The organism is Streptococcus lutetiensis, from assembly GCF_900475675.1.
Classification (GTDB): Bacteria; Bacillota; Bacilli; order Lactobacillales; family Streptococcaceae; genus Streptococcus; species Streptococcus lutetiensis.
On record NZ_LS483403.1, the window covers coordinates 1702163 to 1719844 of the forward strand.

The window sequence follows — 17682 nt, forward strand, 5'->3', positions numbered from 1 at the left end:
CCTTAGATAAGCTATAAAGATTTTTTCCGTGAGTGGTTATCCGCCAACAAACCACTTGGAAGTTCAAATAAGACAATCGCAATACTATAAGCAGATTGAATGAGTAAAATTTGCGATACACTTAATCCCTTTGCCAATAAAATAACCGTTAAAATCGAATGTGGCATGGAATAAGCTACTATCACTAAAAAATTTGCTAGCAAATAAACAAAAGTATTTCTCCTAATGATTGTCATCATCTCCACCTACCCTTGATTTGGTTTTCCTATTAAGATACAACCTTTTACAGGGAATATCAACAAAAAATCCTTATTTTATCAAGCAATAGCACCAGTTTTTAAAGACAAGGTGTAAAGAAGCGTTGACGCTACTTGACACTGTTGTCAATTTTTAAAAAGCCATAAAAAGCACCTGAATGACGTTTTCAGATGCTTTATCATTATTTAAAATCACAGTCGACTTCATGGTCATTAACCAAACCTGCCGCCTGAAGAAAGGAATAAACACAGACAGGTCCGACAAATTTGAAACCTCGTTTTTTTAAATCCTTAGAAAGCTCTTCAGATAAAGACGTGCTGGCAGGAAAGGTCGCATAATCCTCAACATCATTTACGATAGGTGTGTTATCAACCCAAGACCAGAGATAAGCATCAAAAGAACCGAATGCCTCTTGAACCTTCATAAACACCTGTGCGTTACTTCTGGTCACATAAATCTTACGACGATTTCGAACGATTGCTGGATTTTGCAACAAAGCCTCAAGTTCATCATCAGACATCTGCGCTACCTTTGCTACATCATAATCATAGAAGGCTTGGTTAAATGAGGCGCGTTTATTAAGAATGGTCTCCCACGAAAGTCCAGCTTGATACGTTTCAAGACATAAAAGTTCAAACAGTGCTTGATCATCGTGCAGTGGCTTTCCCCACTCCGTATCGTGGTAAGTAACATATAAAGGATTACTTTCTTTTACCCAACTACAACGTTTCATGTGAAACATCTCCTAAAATTCCTTGATTCTTAGCCTTTCATCAACATCTTAAGGCTTAATTTGATGTATTGTTCTGCTGTTTCATTTGTGCCTTCAAAGAACTTACGGATTTTCTTAAGCTCTGCTGCTTTATATCCAAGTGCCAAAAGAGCTTCCATGGCTTCTTCAAGCTGCTCGTTTGCTGCCGTTTTGGTCTGAGAAGCTTTGCCATTTTCCACAGAAACATCGACAAATTTTCCTGCCAAATCCAAAACCATTTGTTGGGCAGTTTTTTTCCCGATTTTTGGGAATTTCATCAAGTATTTAATGTTGCTTGTGTCGATGGCATTAACCAAACCTTCGTTATCATCCACCGCGATAATAGCTAGCGCTGTTGTAGGACCAATCCCTGAAACTGAAATCAGATTAAGAAAAACAGCCTTTTCGTCTTCAGTATGAAAGCCAAACAAAAGTTGAGCATCTTCACGAATTACTTGATGAAGGTAGACTTGGATATCTTGATTCATCACATCTGAAAAGCTGTACGGATTGGCAACGTTGACAATATAGCCTAATCCCCCTGCTTCAATAATAATGTATTTTGCAGTAATTTTAGTTAATTTTCCTTTGATATAATCGTACATTTAGTATTTTCCTAACTCTCTTAAACTTGTATGATTTTCTTGAATACGACGGAACATCTTTTCCATGTCTGACTTGGTGAAATTAACAAGCACTGGACGTCCGTGTGGGCAGTTATAAGGATTCTTACATTGTGATAATTGAACGATGAGTTGTCGGGCTGAATAGTCATCAAGGGTATGGTTAGCCTTGATTGATCGTTTACATGACATCATAATCGCTAACTCAGCACAGTATTTCTTGACAGAAACTTCATTGGTCAACAGTAACATGTCGCACATTTCATAAACAGCTGTCTCAATCTCCCCTTCCTTCATCCAAATAGGATGCTCACGAAGGATAAAAGTGTTATTGCCGTATGGTTCTAAATTAATACCAACTTGCTTTAGAAGCTCCATTTTTTCTTGAAGTTTGATGAAATCTGCCCCAGAAAATTCAAACAGATATGGCATCAGCAACTGTTGTAATGAGTCATCAACTTCGCCAATTTTGTCACGATAATACTCATACTTGATACGTTCCTGCGCCGCATGCTGGTCAATGATATAAAGCCCACCATTACCTTGTGCAAAAAGATAAGTACCGTGCATTTGCCCAAAGTACTCTAACTCAGGGAAAGTAGAGATTTCCTCCTTATCAAGACTTTCAATCATACGATTGATTTTCGTTTTATTTTTAAAATCAAGACTATCATGCTCATCATACTCTTGATCTGCCGCTGAACGCTGTGCATACCTAACCGAAGATTGCTTGTCAACTGGATTGACACCTTTGTCAACCTCATTAAACAACTGCACTGGCTCTTCTTCAACCGTATCTGATTTCACAAAGAAATCGTGACGTTCCTTATCATAGTAAAAGTTGGTTTGTTTTAAAGGCAGACTCGTTTGCTGGGGTTTTGGAAGACCTCGTGTACTTGACTTAGCTAGATTTTCAAGAGCATCTGGAATCAAATCTTGCTCACGCAAACTCTCTGCAATAGCTGAACTGATTAAGCTCATGAGTTCTTTTTCTTTTGAGATACGAATTTCTTGCTTGGTTGGGTGGACATTAACATCAGCAAGGTAAGGATCGATTTGAATATCGATGACAGCAATTGGGAAGCGACCAACCATCAATTTTGACCCGTAACCATCCAAAATCGCACGGTTGAGCAAGAAATTTTTGATGTAGCGACCATTGATTAAAATAGTAATGTAATTGCGATTGGCACGCGTCAATTCTGGTAAGCTAATATAACCTGACACTTCAAAATCAAGGTCGGCATTTGAGATTTCAATCATTTTCTTAGCTGTATTTAAACCGTAAATACCAGCAATGGCTTGACGCAAATCACCTGTCCCAGAAGTCGTTGTCATTTGATGACCATCATTAATCAAAGTAAAGGCAATTTCTGGATGAGCTAGGCTCAAGCGATTAACCACATCAACGATATGAGCCAACTCTGATTGCAAGCTTTTCATGTACTTAAGACGAGCAGGAGTGTTGTAAAAAAGATTTTCAACGGTAATTTTTGTCCCGACAGGCGTTGAAATTGGTTCTTGTCGCTCAATCTCGCCCCCTTTTGCCACTAAAAGCATTCCGTAGTGTTCATCAGCAGTCGCTGTTTTCACTGTGAAATGGCTAATTGAGGCAATGGAAGGGATGGCCTCACCGCGAAATCCCAAAGTTCTGATACGAAAAAGGTCTGCTTGGCTTTTAATCTTACTTGTAGCATGACGATGCAAACTCAACGCTACATCCTCTTGAGAAATTCCCTCACCATTATCAGTGACTTGAATCTTCTTAAGACCTGATTCTTCAATCTCGATGGTAATCTGACTACTTCCAGCATCAATCGAATTTTCAACCAATTCTTTAACCACACTAGCTGGTCGTTCAACAACTTCACCTGCAGCAATCTGGTTGGCCAAAACCTCTGGCAACTCAATAATTTTACTCATAATTTATCTGATAGAATGCAGTTTTGAAGCGGCATTCCTTTTCCTTTCATTCAGGATTGTTTACCTTTAATTATAACACAAAGTAAAAAGGCAATCTGCTTTTAGATTGCCTCTTACTTTTATAACATGTTTTTCAATTCATAAATGACATTCATGGCTTGCATTGGTGTTAGATTCATCAAGTCCACTTTTTTAAGAGCTTCAATCACTTCTTGGTTACTTGAGTCATCTGCAAATAAGCTAAGCTGCTCTGCAACAGGTTCTGCCGCTTCTGTCTTCACTTGAGTTTTCTCTTCAGTTTCTGCTGTCAAATGAAGCTGCGCAGCACCTGATTCGAGATTGGTTAAAATACTACCTGCTCGTTGCAACAAATCTTCTGGCAAACCTGCAATTTTCGCAACGTGAATACCATAAGATTTGTCAGCTGGTCCTTCTGCGATTTTATGAAGAAAAGTCACATCACCATTACGTTCAAGCGTTGCAACATGGACGTTTACAAGATGTGTCAAGGTAGTTGACAGAGATGTCAATTCATGATAGTGAGTCGCAAACATGGTCTTAGCACCAATGTGATCATGGATATACTCAATGATAGATTGTGCTAAAGCCATTCCATCATAAGTCGCTGTCCCGCGTCCCAATTCATCAAAGAGAATCAAAGATTTTTCACTAGCACGTTTAATGGCTTGGTTGGCTTCCATCATTTCCACCATGAAGGTTGACTGACCTGAAATCAAATCATCCGCCGCACCGATACGTGTGAAAATCGCATCAAAAACTGGAAGACTAACACTCTCAGCAGCAACGTATGACCCCATCTGTGCCATGATAACCGTCAAAGCTAACTGACGCATATAAGTTGATTTACCACTCATATTTGGACCAGTAATCAGCTGAATATTGGTATTTCTGCCAAATGTAATGGTATTTGGAATATACTCTTGCGTGCCCATGACTTTTTCAACAACTGCATGGCGACCTTTATCAATCTTAATTTCATGATTATTGTTGAAAGTTGGACGCACGTAATGATTATTTTCCGCAACCACTGCCAAACTTTGCAGAACATCGACTGTAGAAATAGCTTTTGCCAAATCTTGCAGACGTGAAATATAACGTTCCACCTGTGCGCGAACACGCATGAAAATATCGTATTCCAGACTCGCTGATTGCTCATGCGCTTCTAGCATTTCACCTTCAATTTTAGCCAATTCTGCTGTACCAAAACGCTCTGAATTCTTCAAAGTTGCTTTACGGAAGAAGTAATCTGGCACCAAAGAAAGGTTAGAATTTGTGACATGGAAATAATAGCCATCTTTTTTATTGTAATCAATTTTTAGATTGGTAATGCCACTTGCCGCACGTTCTTTAGCTTCAATCTCAGCAATCCAGCTTGTCCCTTCGCGCATGACTTTACGGTATTTGTCCAAAGTCTCATCAAAACCAGTTCTGATAATACTTCCTTCCGTAATCACCGCTTGAGCATCTGAATCAATAGCAGAGCTAATCAATGACTTTAGCTCTGGTAAAGTGTCAATGCTGTTGACAAGCTTGTCAAGGTACGGACTATCAAAAGACTCCAAGATAGCTTTAATCGTTGGCACTTGCCCCAAAGTGTGACCAAGTTGAAGCAAATCTTTTGGATTGGCTTTTCCAAATGACACGCGACTAGCCAAACGTTCAATATCATAGACACCTTTTAGACTGTCCGTCAAATCACTACGTTCAAAGAAGTTGTCTAAGAAAACTTGAATAATATTTTGACGTTCTTCAATTTGTTCTTGGTTAACCAATGGACGATCAATCCAGTTACGCAACAAACGCATCCCCATGGCAGTTTTAGTCTCATCAAGCAACCAATAAAGACTACCGTGTTTCTTGCTAGTACGGGCATTTTCTAGCAAATCAAGACTTGATTTTGTCGTATAAGACATTTGAAGATAGTCTTTGATTTCATAGTGAACAAGCTTTTGCAAGTGACTAAGTTCACGTTTTTGTGTTGTGTGAACGTATTGAAGTAATTTTTCAGCAGCAGAAATCTCTAACGCTGTTAAATTAGGGTCAATCAAATGCACATCTTCATAGCGCTCTTGCTCAAACGATAATAAGAGATTGAGTTGTTTAACCAAGCTGTGTTGCTCATCTTCAGAAAGGTCATAACCAACCACGATTTCACGAGCCTTGAGATTTAAAATCTCACTTTTTAGGCTTGTAAAATCAGACAAACTTGTCGCGTAAAACTCACCCGTTGACACATCCATGTATGCCAAACCAAAAGTTTTACCATCTGAATCGATGGCTACCAAGAAATTATTAGCATTATCTGGCTTAGAAGAATCAACCGCTGTCCCTGGTGTAATAACCTGAATGACTTCACGCTTAACCACACCCACTGCCTGCTTCGGATCTTCCATCTGCTCAGCAATGGCAACCTTATACCCCATCTCAACCAAGACATCAATGTATTGTTGGGCTGAATGATAAGGAACACCAGCCATCGGAATAGGATTGTCAGCATTTTTATTACGACTAGTTAAACTAATCTCTAAAATCTGTGCCGCCTTAACGGCGTCATCATAAAATAGTTCGTAAAAGTCTCCCATGCGGAAAAGTAAAAAAGCCTCTGGATAGTCTTTTTTGACATCCAAATACTGTTGCATGCCTGGAGAAATTTTATCTTTTGCCATTACTTAACTCCTCGTTAATTTTCGTTTCCAAGCTATTTGTTATATATTGAACTAGATCACTGGCATCTTGCATTTTTGCACGATAATCTTTGACAATTGGAAGGTCTGATAGTTCTTCTTGCAACTGGTCAGCTTGCTCACCAGCTTTTTTCTCAGCGTGCGCTTTATCAATCTTGTGAAAAAGCACAGCCTCCTGCTGATAAGCCTTCATATCTTTGACCAATTCTTCTAGTTCTGGAAAGTCCTTTACCCTTTCTTCAGCCTTCTGAAATTCGATGACGCTATCATGCTTTTTTATGACTTCTAGCAATCGTTCTACGGCTTCTTCATAGTTGCTCATAAGCCTATTGACAAGATACTTTCAAAGGCTTTTGCTGTTTCTTCATCTTTACAAATGACCAACAAAGTATCAGCGCCAGCCACAGTTCCTAAAATTTCAGCAATATCGCTGCTGTCAATCAAGTTGGCTAAAACATCTGCTTCACCAAGATTAGTATGTAACACCAACATGAAACCTGCACGAGCTACCTTTAAAATATATGAACGGATATTTGCTCCAAAAGTTGTCTCTGAAGTTTCTGATAGGCTGTAGTAGAGTTTTCCTGAAGCATCGCGTAATTTCAACAGTCCAATTTCACGAAGGTCACGTGACAAGGTCGCTTGAGTGACGTTAATGCCTTCTTCCTGCAAATGTCGCTTGATTTCCTCTTGCGTGCCGATATGGCCTGATTGAATCAAACGTTTGATTCGATTTTGACGTTCTATTTTATTCATTTAACTTTCCCTTTGTGTATATTTATCCTTAAAATTATACCAAAAAAATGGAATTTTTTCACCTTTCCTTGGGCTATCTTCCTTATAAAGTCTTAATGTTTACTCCTTCAAACGTTTTCTTATCACTTACCTCGTTTATTTCTTATTTTTATGTTAAAATAATATGACTAACTAATTTAGGAGAAAATCATGGATACTAAACGTACAATTGCAGAACGCATTCACACTATTGTTCCAGAATTAGACCAAGAACAAATTGTTAATCTGCTTGAAGTGCCAAAAAATTCTGACATGGGGGACCTTGCCTTTCCAGCATTCTCATTGGCTCGAATCCTTCGTAAAGCACCACAAATGATTGCAGCAGATATTGCTGAAAAAATGGACACAGCTGGCTTTGAAAAAATCGAAGCTGTTGGACCATATATCAACTTCTTCCTTGACAAAAAAAGCATTTCTGCTGATGTCCTAGGGCAAGTTATCGCAAACGGAAGCGACTACGCTAGCCAAGATGAAGGACACGGTCGCAATGTTGCTATCGATATGTCTAGTCCAAACATCGCTAAACCATTCTCAATTGGACACCTTCGTTCAACTGTTATCGGTGATAGCTTGGCTAATATTTTTGAAAAACTTGGTTATAAAGCTGTTAAAATCAACCACCTCGGTGACTGGGGTAAACAATTCGGTATGTTGATTGTTGCCTACAAAAAATGGGGTGACGAAGAAGCTGTTAAAGCTCACCCAATCGACGAACTCTTGAAACTTTACGTTCGTATCAACGCTGAAGTTGAGACACAACCAGAACTTGATGAAGAAGCTCGCGAATGGTTCCGTAAATTGGAAGTAGGCGACGAAGAAGCTATCTCACTATGGCAATGGTTCCGTGACGAAAGTCTTGTTGAATTTAACCGCCTTTACAATGAACTTAGTGTTTCATTTGATAGCTTTAACGGTGAAGCTTTCTACAACGATAAAATGGATGAAGTTGTCGATATCTTGACTGAAAAAGGTCTTCTTGAAGAATCTCAAGGTGCTCAAGTTGTTAACCTTGAAAAATACGGTATCGAACATCCAGCATTGATTAAAAAATCTGACGGTGCAACACTTTACATCACACGTGACCTGGCTGCCGCTCTTTACCGCAAACGTACTTATGACTTTGCCAAAGCCATCTACGTCGTTGGTAACGAACAATCAGCTCACTTCAAACAATTGAAAGCCGTTCTTAACGAAATGGACTTCAAATGGAATGAAGATATCACTCACGTACCATTTGGTCTTGTTACTAAAGAAGGTAAAAAACTTTCAACTCGCAAAGGTAACGTTATCCTTCTTGAACCGACAATCGCTGAAGCTGTTAAACGTGCTGAAGATCAAATCAACGCTAAAAACCCTAACCTTGCTGATAAAGAAGCTGTTGCTCATGCTGTCGGTGTCGGCGCTATCAAGTTCTACGATTTGAAAACAGACCGCTTGAACGGTTATGACTTCGACCTTGACGCTATGGTGTCATTTGAAGGTGAAACTGGACCTTACGTTCAATATGCTCACGCTCGTATCCAATCAATCCTTCGTAAAGCTGAGTTTACACCATCTGTAAACGACGTTTACAGCCTTGATGATGCTGAAAGCTGGGAAATTGTGAAACTTATCCAAGACTTCCCACGCATTATCAAACGTTCAGCTGATAACTTTGAACCATCAATCATTGCGAAATTCGCTATCAGCCTTGCACAAAGCTTCAACAAATACTACGCACACACACGTATCCTTGACGAAAGCCCTGAACGTGATAGCCGTCTAGCACTAAGCTACGCAACTGCTACAGTTCTTAAAGAAGCCCTTCGTCTCCTTGGCGTTGAAGCTCCTAATGAAATGTAATCATTTCTGACAATCATAGTCAAAAAGACCGTTTTAACGGTCTTTTATTATGCTTTCTTCTGGTCATTTAACCAATCAAAGATATTGTGATAGGTTTTCCCTGAGACTTTAGCTATGCTTATGCCGCCTTTTCCCTTATTACTTGGAGAAAAGCCTGATAAATCTTTCGCACTTTTGATAGCAGAAATATCCTGCACCCCTGACACTTGATCTTTAAAGAAATAAATCCAAGATAAATGCCCAAGGTAAGAGACACCTTGCATGTCTGTTCCCTCGACACTTTCAAAGTATGAAAACCACTTGTTCTCAGCTCCGCTATCTAGCAAATTCTTATAAATAGGCAGTGAATAATCCTTTGGATTAACAATCGTGTCATTGGCTGCGTGGATAAACCACATCGGTATCGCTTTTAGCGATAGTATTTTTTCCTCATCAAAATAAAGGGCATCGTTACGAATGAAGCTATTAGAAAAAGGTGAGATAGCGTATGAAACGTCAGTATTTCTCTCATATTGATAATAAGAATAGGCTGCCGCTTGAGGGACTAGAGCCGCAAAATAACCAGGATTTGAAATAGCAAGATTAATCGTCATGTAGCCGCCATTTGAACAACCTGCTAGGTAAATGCGCTTGGTATCCACAGCTGGCGTGCTCGCAACATAATTTTTGATAGTATCCATCAAAATCTCTGTGTAACGCGAATTACCAGCGCCCGCACCATTGGTCCCATCGCCCTCATCCATCCAATATGTTGGCGATTGAACCGCTAAAACATAAACTCCTTTTTGATCATTTGTTGAAAAATGTGATTGAATCTCAGGTCTTGCAAGAGCTACTACTTCATTTCCAAGAAGGGTAATATCCGTGTCTACCCCGCCTTCACCTTGACCATGAAGCCAGATAAGTAAAGGAAAACTCTCTCCCGATTTTAAGGGTTTAGGTTCGTAAGCCACATAGTGAAGGGTGAGTTTTTCATTTTCTTTCGTCAATGGATTAAGATAAGTGCCAGAATAAAAGCCACGCTTATTAAAGTTATCAGTATCCGGCGATAGACGGTTATGGATAATATCAAAAGTTCCAGATAGTTCAGCCACTTCACCACCAAAAAATACTTCTAATCCCTTTATAGTAACTGGATAATCTTCTACCCAAGTGTTGTGCAAAGTTTCTAGATTGTAATAAAATGGACAAGCTACAGCAGTATTTTTTTGACTATCAAAAGTAACAGGCATTTGGATAACTAGATACTCACTGGCACTGCTAACTTCTTGTCCCTTGTCATCTGACAAGTATACTCGACTAATCTGACGATCCTTACCTGCAGTCCCGACTAGGAGCTTATCAGCGATAACTCCTGACACTTTATGCGTTAACTGTACCAAAAATTTTGGAACACCTGGTCCACATTCATAACCTTTAATAATCATGGAAACTTTAGCAATTGTGACATTAATTCTTTTAACCATCTCAAATCACTCCTATACACTGTAATCGTTTTCCTTTAGTTTATGAATTTTCCGCATTTATGTCAATCAAAAAAAGACGGGTGAAACCACCTCGCCTTTTTGACTATTTATCGTAGTTCTTTCGTCTGATTTTAAAGTCAGAGGAAACAACTTCGTCAACATCTATAATGGAAATAAAAGCATCTGGGTCCAGATCAGCCATGATAACTTTGACATCACGAACTTCACCTGGATTCAAAACAACGTACAAGATATTTTTTTCATTCCCTGAGTAAGCCCCCTGTCCATTTAGGTAAGTGACCCCACGGTTAATACCATTTAAAATAGCATCCGCAGCTTCTTGCGATTTTTGGGTAATGATAATCATTCCGCGTACTGTATAACCACCATTTTGCACAATTGTTAGCACTTGACTGTACACAAAACTTGCTACCAAAGTGTAAAGCATGTGTTGTAAATCAATGTAAACAAGTGACGCTGTCAATACAAGAGCATCCACAAATAGAAGCGTTTGACCTAATTTAAAGCCAAATTTTTCCTCAATCACGCGTCCAATGATATCTGTACCACCTGTTGTTGCACTATATCGGAAAACCAGTCCACTACCTGCACCAGCAAATAAACCAGCAACAACAGCAACCAACATCATGTCATTTTGCAGCACAATTTTCACTGGTACTTGTTGCCAAAACCAGATAAAGAAGGAAAGTAAAACTGTCCCATAAATGGTCAAGGCTAATGATTTTCGCCCCAAAATTCGAGCTCCCATGATAAACAAAGGAATATTTAAAATGAGAGAAGTATAAGCTGGGTCAATTTTATAAAGCGCATGGATAATCAAGGTTACCCCTGCAACGCCACCTTCAGCAAGAGCATTTGCCATATTAAATTTAACAAAACCAAAGGTATACATTGCTACACCAAGAGCAATCAACAATAGGCTTCGTACTTGTCTAAGCTTTTGAGCCATATTACACTCCTCCTAAAACTGATTATTGGAAATTAATCAAAAGGTTAGTCATCGACAAAACGTCCAATAATATGAACATTTTCAGCAACCGAAACAAAGGCCTTAGGATCTGTTTTCCTCATCAAATATCTGAAATCATTGTATTCTTCACGAGTAATAATAGCTAGCAGAATTGCTTTCTTTTCATGATTGTAAGTTCCCTCAGCATTATTTATCTGTGTCACACCGCGATGAAGTTTAGTGTGAATCATAGCGATAACTTTTTCTGGGCAGCTGGTTACAATCATTGCCTGCATTTTCTTTTGTTTTGTGAAAATCGCATTCGTCACACGACTTGAGACGAAAATAGTCACCATTGAGTAAAGAGCATACTGCCAACCAAATAGGATGCCCGCAAAAATCATGATAACGCCATTTACCATGAGGGCGATACTTCCGACATCACGTCCCGTTTTTTTACGAATGGTCAAGCTGACAATGTCAGTACCACCACTGGAAATACGTGATTTCAAACTAAATCCAACCCCAGTACCCATAACCAAACCACCAAAAATAGCATTGACAAGTGGATCAGTTGTTAGCGTAATCTCTGGAACAATTTGGATGAAGAATGAACTCATGGAAACTGTAATCAGGGTAAAAACGGTAAATTTATGGCCAATTTTATACCAAGCCAAGATTAATAGCGGCAAGTTAATGGCATAAAAAACGATAGAAATCGGCAATCTAAAGCCAATCAAACGCTCGCTAATCGCTGACAAAACCTGTGCCAAACCTGTTGCACCACTTGAATAGACGTGTCCTGGTTGGAAGAAGAAGTTTACCGCGATAGCTGAAAGCAAACCATAAAAAAGAGAAGCGGAAATTTTTTCCGCGTACTTCTCTCTTGAAATGCTTTGCATCGTTTTTAAGAGGCCATATTTCTTAGCCCGACGGCTAACGATATACTTTGTTTTCTTTTTTAAGGATGCTTTTTTAATCATTAGTTTTAGTTGCTAAAGCCAATTCTTCTAATTGTTTGTCTGAAACAAGGCTAGGTGCTTGTGTCATTGGGTCAGTTGCTTTGTTATTTTTAGGGAAGGCAATAACTTCACGAATGTTGTCTTCACCAGCAAGAAGCATAACGAAACGGTCAAGACCGATAGCAAGTCCACCATGTGGTGGGAATCCGTAATTCATAGCTTCTAGCAAGAAACCAAATTGGTCAGCTGCTTCTTCAGCTGTAAAGCCAAGAGCTTTGAACATACGTTCTTGCAATTCACGTTGGTTGATACGTAGGCTACCACCACCGAGTTCATAACCGTTAAGAACGATATCGTATGCAATGGCACGAACTTTAGCAAGGTCACCTTCTAATTCGTGAGCTGATTCTTCAGTTGGCAATGTGAATGGGTGGTGAGCAGACATATAACGTCCTTCTTCTTCAGACCATTCAAACATTGGCCAATCAACAACCCAAAGGAAGTTGAATTTAGAATTGTCAACCATATCAAGTTCTTTAGCGATACGTGTACGAAGTGCACCAAGTGTGTTGTTAGCAACTTCAAGTGTATCAGCAACGAAAAGTACCAAATCATTGTCTTCAAGTTGTAAACTTGCTGTCAACTTATCTTCAATACTTGTCAAGAATTTGGCAACAGGTCCGTTAAGAGAACCATCAGTAAATTTAACCCAAGCAAGACCTTTGGCACCAAATTGTTTTGCGAATTCTGTTAATTTATCAATGCTTTTACGTGAGTATTTATCTGCATTACCTTTAACAACGATTGCTTTTACGACTGGAGCTTGTGAGAAGACTTTGAAGTCAACATTCTTGACAAGGTCTGTCAAGTCTTGTAAAAGCATTTCAAAACGTGTATCAGGTTTATCTGAACCGTAGTTGTTCATTGCATCATCATAAGACATACGTGGGAATGGCAATGTAACATCGATTCCTTTAGTGTCTTTCATGACTTTAGCAATCATTCCTTCAGTGATATCTTGGATATCTTTATCTGACAAGAATGATGTTTCCATATCGACCTGTGTAAATTCAGGTTGACGGTCACCACGCAAGTCTTCGTCACGGAAACATTTAACGATTTGATAGTAGCGGTCGAGACCAGCGTTCATCAACAATTGTTTTGTGATTTGTGGACTTTGTGGTAAAGCGTAGAAATGACCTTGGTTCACACGGCTTGGTACCAAGTAGTCACGCGCGCCTTCTGGAGTAGATTTTGTCAATATTGGTGTTTCAACATCTATAAATTCTAAACCATCCAAGTAGTTACGGATTGAGTGAGTTACTTTGGCACGCAATTTGAAGTTGTTAAGCATTTTTGGACGACGAAGATCCAAGTAACGGTAACGAAGACGGTTATCATCGCTAACTTCCACATCATCTTTGATTTCAAATGGTGTTGTTTTAGCGGTGTTCAAAACTGTCAATGCTGATACTTTCAATTCAACAGCACCAGTTGGCAAGTTAGTGTTTTCTTGTTCACGTTGTGCAACGACACCAGTTACTTCGATAACGAATTCGTTACGAAGACTTTCTGCAGTTGCCATAACATCACTTGAAACTTTCTCCGGGTTGATGACTAATTGCATGATACCTTCGCGGTCACGAAGATCGATGAAAATAAGTCCCCCTAGGTCACGACGACGTCCGACCCAACCTTTTAGAGTAATTTCTTGGCCAATGTGTTCGCTGCGAACACGACCAGCATACATTGTACGTTTCATTTGATATGATTCTCCGTTTTAAATTTATTCATTCCCATCTATTATAGCAAAAAGCAAAGAAAAACCCCACCCATGTGGGGGAGTTTTTCAAATTCTTTTCTCATTAAGCCTTTTCATTAACAAAGAGCTCATAACTTTTTGCAAAGATTGCTTTTTTAGCTTAATTTAGCAAGGATTTCTGCAAAGTTTGTTTCGATATCTGCAAAGCTGACTGAAACTTCTTCACGTGTTTTATTATTTTTAACAGTGGCTTGACCTGCTTCAATTTCGCTTTCACCTAATGTGATGACTGTTTTAGCATTGAAAGCGTCAGCTGATTTGAATTGTGCTTTAATCTTGCGTCCAAGGTAATCACGTTCAGCTGAGAAGCCTTGGTTACGGATAGCTTGTACCAATTCCAAAGCTTTAATGTTAGCACCTTGTCCCAAGACAGCAATATAAGCATCCATTTCTTTTTCAACTGGTAATTCAATACCTTGTTTGTCCAAGATAAGAAGCAAACGTTCAAGACCAAGTCCAAAACCAAATCCTGGTGTTTCTGGTCCGTCAAAGTATTCAACAAGGCTATCGTAGCGACCACCTGCACAGATTGTCAACTCAGATTTATCAACAGTTGTGATGAATTCAAAGATAGTGTGGTTGTAGTAGTCAAGTCCACGAACCATATTAGTATCAATCACATATGGGATGTTAAGTGTTTCAAGCATTTCACGCACGGCATCAAAGTGAGCTTGACTTTCTTCATCAAGGTAATCAAGGATTGATGGTGCATTTTCAACAGCTACTTTATCTTCTTTTTCTTTTGAGTCAAGAACACGAAGTGGGTTTTCATCCAAACGACGTTGGCTATCTGCTGACAATTTGTCACGCATTGGTGTCAAATAATCAATCAAAGCTTGACGGTAAGCAGCACGGCTAGCAGCACTTCCTAGAGTATTCAAGTGAAGTGTGACATCTTTAATGCCCAGTGTTTGGAACAATTGGTAAGCCATAGCGATTGTTTCAACGTCTGTAGCTGGATTTGCTGAACCAAAGCACTCAACACCGACTTGGTGGAATTCACGTAAACGACCAGCTTGTGGACGTTCGTAACGAAACATTGAGGCAATGTAGTACATTTTAACTGGTTTTTGAACTTCTGGTGCAAATAATTTATTTTCCACAAAAGAACGAGCCACTGGCGCTGTTCCTTCTGGACGCAAAGTGATATGGCGGTCACCTTTATCATGGAAATCATACATTTCTTTTGTTACGATGTCAGTTGTATCACCGACTGAACGACTGATAACTTCGTAATGTTCGAACATTGGTGTACGAATTTCACTGTAGTTGTATTTTTTGAAGGTTTCACGTGCAACAGCTTCGACATATTGCCATTTAGCGCTTTCGCTAGGTAAAATATCTTGTGTTCCTTTAGGTTTTTGTAATTTCATAAATAAGATATACCGGCACCAAATTTTTGTAAATTCAGCCCATTAATTCCTTTCTACTATTGTAGCTATTCAATCACTCTTTATTTTATCATAAAAAGGGCAGCTAAAGAAGAAGGGACTATTTATTTTTCGTATTTTATTAAACCCAAACTCGCCTGAAAACGTTAAATTGCCAACTTTTTCAATTTTTTTGTCAAGTAACTTTACTTTACAAAAAAGATATGTTATTATGTTAAAGTTGATTCAAAATCAAGAACAAATTAAAAATATTATCGGAGGAAATAAAACATGGCAGTACCTGCACGTCACACTTCAAAAGCGAAGAAAAACAAACGTCGTACACACTACAAATTGACTGCTCCATCAGTTAAATTTGACGAAACTACTGGAGATTACTCACGTTCTCACCGTGTATCACTTAAAGGATACTACAAAGGACGTAAAATCGCTAAAGCAGCTAAATAATAGAAGGGAGATACCATGCGCGTAAATATTACACTTGAACACAAAGAATCTGGTGAACGCTTGTACCTTACTTCAAAAAACAAACGTAACACTCCAGACCGTCTTCAATTGAAAAAATACTCACCAAAATTGCGTAAACACGTGATCTTTACTGAAGTTAAATAATTGAGATAAGAAAAGCCTATGAAATCAACATTTCAAAGGCTTTTTTCTTTTGGTTTTAGCAAAATAACTGAATTTTAACTGATTATAATTTGATCACACTAAATTTTGATATAATTATCGTAAGAAAATTTTTGAAGGTAGATAATATGAAGAAGACAAATAGCATCAATTTCTCTGAAAAAATTCCTGAAATTTCCAAACAAATTGAAGAAATTAAAATCACTTGTTTTTATATGCTAAGCACCGACTTATACAAAATAGAAAATAATAAATTAACGGAAATAATAACTAAGAAATTTAAAAATCATCCTGCTACAATTATGGAATTAATAGGTACGGAAGATAACCAACTTTTTTCTAAAAAACATGAATCATGGATAGTTCCAAAAAAGTTACAACATTTAAAAAGCAAAATAGACGAGAAAACTAACTACTATTTAAATTTATATTTCGAAAAACTAGAAAAAGAGAAACAAAATTGTCTATATAGTTCCAAATCTAATCCATTTGTTAAATTTGTCTTCACTCCTCTTATAGAATTTAGTATAGAAGGGGAAATATACCTTTACTTTGTTACACTTACCGTTTATCAAAATGGATCAATAATAATTGAATTATTTGAGGATTTGAGAAATTCCTTTTATGATATTGAGTTTTTACACCCTTATACCAAAATGGTAGCCAAACTATTTCCTGATTTTAAAAAGAAAAATAAATCTTACTCTCTAAACTCTTCACAACAATTAGATGATATTTTAAATTATATAAAAAAAGAATTGTCTTCAATAAATGGGGGAATACAGTTAAGTGAACGTTTCTTTTTTTTACATTTTATTACCAATATGAGTGAGATGAATAAAATGGATTTTTTTAAAAAAGACAAATTGTATACTTGGATGATTAATGCCCCATATAGCATACAATCTCTATCTTCTAAAGAGAAATCAAAATACTATTTAACAAACTATTTTGATTTAGATTCTATCAACTACATAAACAAAGGAGCAAATTATATCATTTGGAATGATGACAATTCTAATGATTTTGAATCTAATTTTCTACAACAAGCCGGTCTCTTTTTAGCTTCTGCTACTCCGTTCTTTCAATTAGTGTGTTTAGATGAAACTATTATGGATGGACTCGAAAAATTTAAACTTTCAAATGATAAACAACTGATTAAATTTAATGAGTGGATTCACAACTATAAAAGATCTTCTCTTTTTATCTATCGAATCAATCATCGAGCAGTTTTTGATCTATTTACCCATTTGCAACAAAATTCTTATTTTAAGCACGATGAATATATAGAGAAAATTAAACAAGAAGAATTTGCCTTATTAAAAGATCGAAACCAGTTTAATGATTTACAAAAAAATAAAATGATGGAAATCATATTGTTCCTTGTCGGTTCTGTCTCTGTTCTTGAAGTTGTAGATATTTTTACTGATAATATTAAAATTTTATCAATAAGTGCTTTGATTACTATCCTTTTGTCTATTGGAATACTAATTTATAGAAATCACAAATGATGTTTAAAACCTTTGAAATGTTGATTTCAAAGG

16 protein-coding genes are annotated in these 17682 nt (G+C 37.8%); 4 read left to right on the plus strand and 12 right to left on the minus strand.

Translation table 11 applies throughout. The annotated features are described in order from the left end of the window. Nucleotides 1-11: 11 nt before the first annotated feature. From DQN23_RS09485 to argR, 7 genes are all read right to left on the minus strand, one after another. Nucleotides 12-239, minus strand: a complete 228-nt coding sequence (locus DQN23_RS09485) for an MFS transporter (protein WP_233422882.1) — start codon at nucleotides 237-239, stop codon at nucleotides 12-14. A 200-nt stretch (nucleotides 240-439) separates the two neighbouring features. Beyond that, entirely contained in the window at nucleotides 440-991 is a 552-nt protein-coding gene (locus DQN23_RS08545) for a DNA-3-methyladenine glycosylase I (protein ID WP_058814328.1), read from the minus strand. A 29-nt stretch (nucleotides 992-1020) separates the two neighbouring features. Further along, nucleotides 1021-1614 carry a Holliday junction branch migration protein RuvA gene (gene ruvA, locus DQN23_RS08550; protein WP_020917597.1) on the minus strand — a complete coding sequence of 198 codons (594 nt, stop codon included), beginning with the start codon at nucleotides 1612-1614 and terminating at the stop codon, nucleotides 1021-1023. Next, entirely contained in the window at nucleotides 1615-3555 is a 1941-nt protein-coding gene (mutL, locus tag DQN23_RS08555) for a DNA mismatch repair endonuclease MutL (RefSeq protein ID WP_020917598.1), read from the minus strand. Nucleotides 3556-3674: 119 nt separating this feature from the next. Next, complete coding sequence (gene mutS / locus DQN23_RS08560; RefSeq protein ID WP_058814330.1) at nucleotides 3675-6242, minus strand: DNA mismatch repair protein MutS; 2568 nt, start codon at nucleotides 6240-6242, stop codon at nucleotides 3675-3677. Beyond that, nucleotides 6229-6582: a YlbF family regulator gene (locus DQN23_RS08565; RefSeq protein ID WP_020917600.1), complete on the minus strand. Its 354-nt coding sequence runs from the start codon at nucleotides 6580-6582 to the stop codon at nucleotides 6229-6231. Before DQN23_RS08565 ends, mutS begins: the two co-directional genes overlap by 14 nt. Next, the gene (gene argR, locus DQN23_RS08570; RefSeq protein WP_020917601.1) at nucleotides 6579-7016 is read right to left on the minus strand and encodes an arginine repressor; all 438 of its coding nucleotides are present in this window, start codon (nucleotides 7014-7016) and stop codon (nucleotides 6579-6581) included. The genes DQN23_RS08565 and argR overlap by 4 nt, the downstream gene beginning before the upstream one ends. 189 nt (nucleotides 7017-7205) lie before the next feature. Here argR and argS point away from each other — a divergent pair, with 189 nt between their 5' ends. Further along, complete coding sequence (argS, locus tag DQN23_RS08575) at nucleotides 7206-8897, plus strand: arginine--tRNA ligase (RefSeq protein WP_111713039.1); 1692 nt, start codon at nucleotides 7206-7208, stop codon at nucleotides 8895-8897. Nucleotides 8898-8944: 47 nt separating this feature from the next. On the opposite strand, the gene DQN23_RS08580 is transcribed toward argS, so the two are convergent. The 5 genes from DQN23_RS08580 to hisS all read right to left on the minus strand — a co-directional run bounded on the left by DQN23_RS08580 (nucleotide 8945) and on the right by hisS (nucleotide 15490). Continuing rightward, nucleotides 8945-10363, minus strand: coding sequence for a prolyl oligopeptidase family serine peptidase (locus tag DQN23_RS08580; protein WP_111699143.1), 1419 nt, complete (start codon nucleotides 10361-10363; stop codon nucleotides 8945-8947). A 103-nt stretch (nucleotides 10364-10466) separates the two neighbouring features. After that, on the minus strand, nucleotides 10467-11333 hold the full coding sequence (locus tag DQN23_RS08585; protein WP_111713040.1) for a YitT family protein: 867 nt from the start codon (nucleotides 11331-11333) through the stop codon (nucleotides 10467-10469). Between the two features lie 44 nt (nucleotides 11334-11377). Next, nucleotides 11378-12316, minus strand: a complete 939-nt coding sequence (locus DQN23_RS08590) for a YitT family protein (RefSeq protein ID WP_020917605.1) — start codon at nucleotides 12314-12316, stop codon at nucleotides 11378-11380. Continuing rightward, nucleotides 12309-14057, minus strand: a complete 1749-nt coding sequence (aspS, locus tag DQN23_RS08595) for an aspartate--tRNA ligase (RefSeq protein ID WP_020917606.1) — start codon at nucleotides 14055-14057, stop codon at nucleotides 12309-12311. The genes DQN23_RS08590 and aspS overlap by 8 nt, the downstream gene beginning before the upstream one ends. A 155-nt stretch (nucleotides 14058-14212) precedes the next feature. Further along, on the minus strand, nucleotides 14213-15490 hold the full coding sequence (gene hisS, locus DQN23_RS08600) for a histidine--tRNA ligase (protein WP_111713041.1): 1278 nt from the start codon (nucleotides 15488-15490) through the stop codon (nucleotides 14213-14215). Nucleotides 15491-15778: 288 nt separating this feature from the next. Between hisS and rpmF the strand changes: the two genes are divergently transcribed. The 3 genes from rpmF to DQN23_RS08615 all read left to right on the plus strand — a co-directional run bounded on the left by rpmF (nucleotide 15779) and on the right by DQN23_RS08615 (nucleotide 17649). Then, nucleotides 15779-15955 carry a 50S ribosomal protein L32 gene (gene rpmF / locus DQN23_RS08605; RefSeq protein ID WP_003066947.1) on the plus strand — a complete coding sequence of 59 codons (177 nt, stop codon included), beginning with the start codon at nucleotides 15779-15781 and terminating at the stop codon, nucleotides 15953-15955. Nucleotides 15956-15970: 15 nt separating this feature from the next. Then, complete coding sequence (gene rpmG / locus DQN23_RS08610) at nucleotides 15971-16120, plus strand: 50S ribosomal protein L33 (RefSeq protein WP_002262412.1); 150 nt, start codon at nucleotides 15971-15973, stop codon at nucleotides 16118-16120. Between the two features lie 146 nt (nucleotides 16121-16266). Then, entirely contained in the window at nucleotides 16267-17649 is a 1383-nt protein-coding gene (locus DQN23_RS08615; RefSeq protein WP_111713042.1) for a hypothetical protein, read from the plus strand. Nucleotides 17650-17682: the final 33 nt, after the last annotated feature.

Coding starts and splice junctions, on each gene's coding strand:
- aspS (WP_020917606.1), bottom strand. CDS start 14,057: ATGAAACGTACAATGTATGCTGGTCGTGTTCGCAGCGAACACATTGGC.
- argS (WP_111713039.1), top strand. CDS start 7,206: ATGGATACTAAACGTACAATTGCAGAACGCATTCACACTATTGTTCCA.
- DQN23_RS08585 (WP_111713040.1), bottom strand. CDS start 11,333: ATGGCTCAAAAGCTTAGACAAGTACGAAGCCTATTGTTGATTGCTCTT.
- mutL (WP_020917598.1), bottom strand. CDS start 3,555: ATGAGTAAAATTATTGAGTTGCCAGAGGTTTTGGCCAACCAGATTGCT.
- DQN23_RS08545 (WP_058814328.1), bottom strand. CDS start 991: ATGAAACGTTGTAGTTGGGTAAAAGAAAGTAATCCTTTATATGTTACT.
- DQN23_RS09485 (WP_233422882.1), bottom strand. CDS start 239: ATGATGACAATCATTAGGAGAAATACTTTTGTTTATTTGCTAGCAAAT.
- DQN23_RS08615 (WP_111713042.1), top strand. CDS start 16,267: ATGAAGAAGACAAATAGCATCAATTTCTCTGAAAAAATTCCTGAAATT.
- rpmG (WP_002262412.1), top strand. CDS start 15,971: ATGCGCGTAAATATTACACTTGAACACAAAGAATCTGGTGAACGCTTG.
- rpmF (WP_003066947.1), top strand. CDS start 15,779: ATGGCAGTACCTGCACGTCACACTTCAAAAGCGAAGAAAAACAAACGT.
- argR (WP_020917601.1), bottom strand. CDS start 7,016: ATGAATAAAATAGAACGTCAAAATCGAATCAAACGTTTGATTCAATCA.
- DQN23_RS08565 (WP_020917600.1), bottom strand. CDS start 6,582: ATGAGCAACTATGAAGAAGCCGTAGAACGATTGCTAGAAGTCATAAAA.
- hisS (WP_111713041.1), bottom strand. CDS start 15,490: ATGAAATTACAAAAACCTAAAGGAACACAAGATATTTTACCTAGCGAA.
- mutS (WP_058814330.1), bottom strand. CDS start 6,242: ATGGCAAAAGATAAAATTTCTCCAGGCATGCAACAGTATTTGGATGTC.
- ruvA (WP_020917597.1), bottom strand. CDS start 1,614: ATGTACGATTATATCAAAGGAAAATTAACTAAAATTACTGCAAAATAC.
- DQN23_RS08590 (WP_020917605.1), bottom strand. CDS start 12,316: ATGATTAAAAAAGCATCCTTAAAAAAGAAAACAAAGTATATCGTTAGC.
- DQN23_RS08580 (WP_111699143.1), bottom strand. CDS start 10,363: ATGGTTAAAAGAATTAATGTCACAATTGCTAAAGTTTCCATGATTATT.